This window comes from Actinokineospora sp. (assembly GCF_050699995.1).
GTDB lineage: Bacteria > Actinomycetota > Actinomycetes > Mycobacteriales > Pseudonocardiaceae > Actinokineospora.
In genome coordinates this window covers 1-3,333 of the sequence record NZ_JBOHGC010000031.1, presented here as the reverse complement: position 1 = coordinate 3,333, position 3,333 = coordinate 1, and the positions used below count along the sequence as shown (strand labels likewise).

At 67.3% G+C, this 3,333-nt stretch carries 5 protein-coding genes; 2 read left to right on the top strand and 3 right to left on the bottom strand.

The window, feature by feature from the left end:
* Both ACRDSQ_RS02135 and ACRDSQ_RS02130 read right to left on the bottom strand, forming a co-directional pair.
* A partial coding sequence (locus ACRDSQ_RS02135; protein WP_431418271.1) for a DUF222 domain-containing protein occupies nucleotides 1-1,166 on the bottom strand: 1,166 nt, incomplete at its 3' end.
* Nucleotides 1,167-1,217: 51 nt separating this feature from the next.
* On the bottom strand, nucleotides 1,218-1,535 hold the full coding sequence (locus ACRDSQ_RS02130) for a hypothetical protein (RefSeq protein WP_431418270.1): 318 nt from the start codon (nucleotides 1,533-1,535) through the stop codon (nucleotides 1,218-1,220).
* Between the two features lie 256 nt (nucleotides 1,536-1,791).
* Here ACRDSQ_RS02130 and ACRDSQ_RS02125 point away from each other — a divergent pair, with 256 nt between their 5' ends.
* Together ACRDSQ_RS02125 and ACRDSQ_RS02120 are read left to right on the top strand one after the other, a co-directional pair.
* Complete coding sequence (locus ACRDSQ_RS02125) at nucleotides 1,792-2,640, top strand: helix-turn-helix domain-containing protein (protein ID WP_431418269.1); 849 nt, start codon at nucleotides 1,792-1,794, stop codon at nucleotides 2,638-2,640.
* A gap of 11 nt (nucleotides 2,641-2,651) precedes the next feature.
* Complete coding sequence (locus ACRDSQ_RS02120) at nucleotides 2,652-2,852, top strand: DUF397 domain-containing protein (RefSeq protein WP_431418267.1); 201 nt, start codon at nucleotides 2,652-2,654, stop codon at nucleotides 2,850-2,852.
* Here ACRDSQ_RS02120 and ACRDSQ_RS02115 read toward each other — a convergent pair.
* A partial coding sequence (locus tag ACRDSQ_RS02115) for an alpha/beta hydrolase (protein ID WP_431418265.1) occupies nucleotides 2,801-3,333 on the bottom strand: 533 nt, incomplete at its 5' end. The two genes, ACRDSQ_RS02120 and ACRDSQ_RS02115, sit on opposite strands and share 52 nt — an antisense overlap.

Here is a 3,333-nt window from a genome sequence, read left to right as displayed (position 1 = left end):
GGTGAGGGCATGTCGTAGTCGATGAGTGGTTCTTGGTCGACGGCGTGGTTCTCGCCGGTGGGTGTGGTCCAGACGAACAGTCCTGGTCGGGTTTGTTTGAGGCGCCAGCCGGGTTGGTCTTTGAGTTTGTGGTGCAGTTTGCACAGGCTGCCGAGGTTGGGTGCGCTGGTGGAGCCTCCGTGGCTGTGGGGGATGGTGTGGTCGAGTTCGCATGATGTCGCCGCCCGGTGACATCCGGGGAAGCGGCAGGTTTGGTCGCGCAGGCGGATGTGGCGGGTGAGGTCGGCGCCGGGGTGGCGGCGGGTGCCGGCTTCGAGGACTTTCCCGACGGGGTCGGTGAGGATGCGCCGCCAGCTGGTGTCGTGGGCGGTGATCAGTTCCTTGATGACGATGTTCGGGACGCTGCCGTACCCCTCAAGGGTGCCGCCCAGGTTCGCGCCGAGCAGCACGGTGTAGGGGACGGCGACCTGCAACTCCACGGTGACCCCACGCCCACCGCCGTTCACGACCAGGTCGTACAGGGCGTCCGCGCGCAGGGTGTCGAGGGTGTCGGCGGCACCGGCCGCACGCATGGTGCGCGCCATCTTGTCGACCATCAGGTACACCGCGCGCAGCCGTTCCCCGGTGTCGTAGACGTCCAAGTGCGCCATGCCGTCATCGGCGGCATACAGCTCGACCCGCCGTTCCCGGCGGCGTTGCTCGCGGCGGCGGTCGGCCCCGTCGGGGTCGATGCGGTCCTTCTTCGCCCGCAATGCCTGCCGCCACCCGGCGATCGTCTTATGCCCGGCGCGGACCAGGATCCAGGACTCCACCTCGCAGGCGTGCTCATCGGACAGGGTCGCGGTGATCTCGGCCAGCGCGTGCGCCCGGGCCAGATCAATCCGACCATCGGCCAACGCGTCCACAGTGGACGGGAACAGGGTGGTAAGCCGGGCGGCGAGCGCGACCTGGGTGGCCGCCTGCGCCGGGGTCCACGCCAACGCCGCACCGACCTCGGCACCGGCGAAGCGGTGCCCACCCTGATCGCGGCCGGGGCGCAGTTCGGCCATCCGTGCCAGCGCGCGGACCTTCACGGCGTCGCGGGCGGCCTGCTCACGCTCCAGATCGCGCAGCAGGTCCAACACCTCGACGTCGCTCATCCCCGCGACCCGCTCAGCACTGAACACATGTTCGACACTACCGGTCGAACGGCCACATTTCCGCAGATCAGACCCTCATCACCCGATCGTGTGGTCGGAGTCTGTCGGGCCGTCAAACGTGATTCGGATCGAGCCCAACGGGATGCGTTCGCCATCGCGGCTGCGGCCGGTGCGGTAGACGGCGATGACGTAGTCGCCCGGTGGTGCGTTCTTGCGCGCGAGGTAGTCCTCGGCGCAGACGCGGGTGTAGGTGACGAACCACTGAGCGCGGGTCATGCCGGTGATGAGGAGCTTCCAGCCGTTGTCCGCCACGGATTCGGTGTACGCGTGCTCTTTTCGTCCTCTGCCGTGGATGCGGTGGTATTCGAGCCGGTGCCAGGGGTCCCAGATGACCATGTGGGACAAGGGTCCGGGCGTATCTCGGACCCGGAGGAGGCGTCGCGGAAGTTCCGCTCAAGCATAGGAGATCGGTGTCCCTGCCCGCTTCCGCCACCGTTGCGCGCGGAGCTCGTAGTCGCCGACGGCGACCAGCAGCAGCACAGGGATCGGGATGACCCATTCCACAACCGGCGAACGGACGCGCCGATGCGGAAGTTCCGCTTTCGAGTCTCCACTCGGGATCATGGGCACGGACAGTGCGGGGAGGGCTCCGGTGGGTACACATCAGTCGCCGCCGTTTCAGCGGCGGATGCTCGGGAAGAAGCTTCGAGAGTTGCGGGAGGCTGCGGGGCTGATGGCTGCCGAGGTGGCCCGGCGGACGGAGATCTCGACGGGGAGGTTGAGCCGGATCGAGAACGGGGAGGTCGCCCCGGACATACCGCTGGCCAAGTTCCTGCTGGATCTCTACGTGATCCCGGTGAACGACTGGGAGCCCTACCTGGAACAAGTCCGGGCTGCCCGCCGCGCGAAGGGTTGGTGGCAGGCCCATGGAGTGGTGGCGCGCGGCTACATCGCCCTAGAGACCGCTGCTTCATCCCAGCGAACGTTCCAGTTGGCGCATGTGCCGGGGCTCCTCCAGACCGAGGGGCATATGCGGGCGCTGTTCGGCGGCGATGGCATCGCCAAGAACTCCGAGCAGATCGAGCGGGATGTGCGGGTGCGGTTGATCCGGCAGAAGCGGCTGCACTCCGTAGATGATCGGCTGCATCTCGCCGCGATCATCGATCACACCGTGCTGCGGCGGGCGGTCGGTTCGACCGCCGTGATGAAGGCCCAGCTTCGCCACCTCATCGAGATGGCTCGGCTCCCCACCGTTTCCCTCCGGGTCGTGGCACCGGGCGCGGAGCCGCATGTGGGGATGGATGGGTCGTTCACGGTGCTGAGCTTCGAGGGCACGGACGAACCCGACCTCGCCTACGTGGAGAGCCTCGCCGGTTCGTTCCAGATCGAGAAAGTGGAGCAGGTTCGGGCTTGTATAGTCGGATTTGATCGACTTTGTTCCGTGGCGCTCGACCCCGTGGATTCCATCGCCCTCATCGAGCGGGTCGAGCACGAACTCTAGGAAGTGCGCCGATGTGGCGGAAGAGCAGCTACAGCGTTGGCTCAGGGTCCGAGGGGGACTGTGTTGAGGTTGCGCTGTCCTCAGTCGCGCGTGTCCGTGATTCGAAGAACGCCACCGGCCCGCAGCTGAGTTTCCCCGCTGCCCGATGGCGTTCCTTCACTCAAGCCGCCAGTTCCTCCGACAGCGCTTCCCGCAGGAACTCGCCCGCATAGCGAATCGCCTGCCTTCCTTCCGGCACGATCGGGTAGAACGCCGGGAACACATGCACCTGCCCCGGCCACACCTGCAACTCGCAGTGCGCGCCCGCCATCCGCATGGCCGTCGCGAGCCGTTCCGAATCTCCCAGGAGGCACTCCGTGTCACCCACCTGGATCAGCATCGGCGGCCACCGCCGCTTGCTTCCTTTAAGGACAGTCAAGCGCGGGTGGGTCACCGCCACCTCCCCCGCGTAGAGGGCCGCCGCTTCGCGCGCGCGGTTCGGGGGGATGTACGGGTCTCGACGCCGGGCGTCCCGTTCGTCGAGTTGGGTGCAGGTCAGGTCCAGGAACGGGGACAGCAGCACCGCCGCGCCCGGCATGACGATCCGCTGGCGGGTCAGTTCGGCGAGCAGCCCCGCGGTCAGGTGACCGCCGGCGGAATCGCCCGCGACAACGATCTTGTTCGCCGGGATGCCCTGGTCAAGCAGCCAGTGGT

Excerpts from the sequence above, each read along its gene's own strand:
- ACRDSQ_RS02130 (WP_431418270.1), bottom strand. The coding sequence starts at position 1,535 with ATGGTCATCTGGGACCCCTGGCACCGGCTCGAATACCACCGCATCCAC.
- ACRDSQ_RS02120 (WP_431418267.1), top strand. The coding sequence starts at position 2,652 with ATGTGGCGGAAGAGCAGCTACAGCGTTGGCTCAGGGTCCGAGGGGGAC.